Source organism: Noviherbaspirillum sp. ST9, from assembly GCF_048799745.1.
Classification (GTDB): Bacteria; Pseudomonadota; Gammaproteobacteria; order Burkholderiales; family Burkholderiaceae_D; genus Noviherbaspirillum.
The window spans coordinates 1-696 of record NZ_JBLWFR010000088.1 but is presented as its reverse complement, the minus strand read 5'-3'; the positions used below and the strand labels follow the sequence as shown (position 1 = coordinate 696).

The 696-nt window shown below is 61.1% G+C and carries 1 protein-coding gene; it reads left to right on the top strand.

Going from position 1 to position 696, the window contains the following annotated elements; all coding sequences use genetic code 11:
- A partial coding sequence (locus ACNOHI_RS24895; RefSeq protein ID WP_420477413.1) for a HAMP domain-containing protein occupies nucleotides 1-696 on the top strand: 696 nt, incomplete at both ends.

The window sequence follows — 696 nt, the reverse complement described above, 5'->3', positions numbered from 1 at the left end:
GCGAAATTCTCGAACTCAAAGACACCATCAACGTGATGGTGGACCAGCTGTCTTCGTTCGCATCCGAGGTAACCCGTGTGGCGCGGGAAGTGGGTACCGAAGGCAAACTGGGCGGCCAGGCGAACGTACCGGGTGTCGCAGGCACGTGGAAGGATTTGACCGACTCGGTGAACTCGATGGCGGGCAACCTGACCGGCCAGGTGCGCAACATTGCCGACGTGACCACCGCGGTGGCGAACGGCGACTTGTCCAAGAAGATTACCGCCGATGCCAAGGGCGAAATCCTTGAACTGAAGAACACCATCAACGTGATGGTGGACCAGCTGAATGCGTTCGCGTCGGAAGTGACGCGCGTGGCGCGCGAAGTGGGTACCGAAGGGAAACTCGGCGGCCAGGCAAACGTGCCGGGAGTGGCGGGCACGTGGAAGGATTTGACCGACAGCGTGAACTCGATGGCGGGCAACCTGACTGCGCAGGTTCGAAACATTGCGGACGTGACCACCGCCGTGGCGAACGGCGACTTGTCCAAGAAGATTACCGTGGACGTGCGCGGCGAAATCTTCGAGTTGAAGAACACCATCAACGTGATGGTGGACCAGCTGAACTCGTTTGCGTCGGAAGTGACGCGCGTGGCGCGCGAAGTGGGTACCGAAGGCAAGCTGGGCGGACAGGCGCATGTGAAGGGCGTGGGCGGCA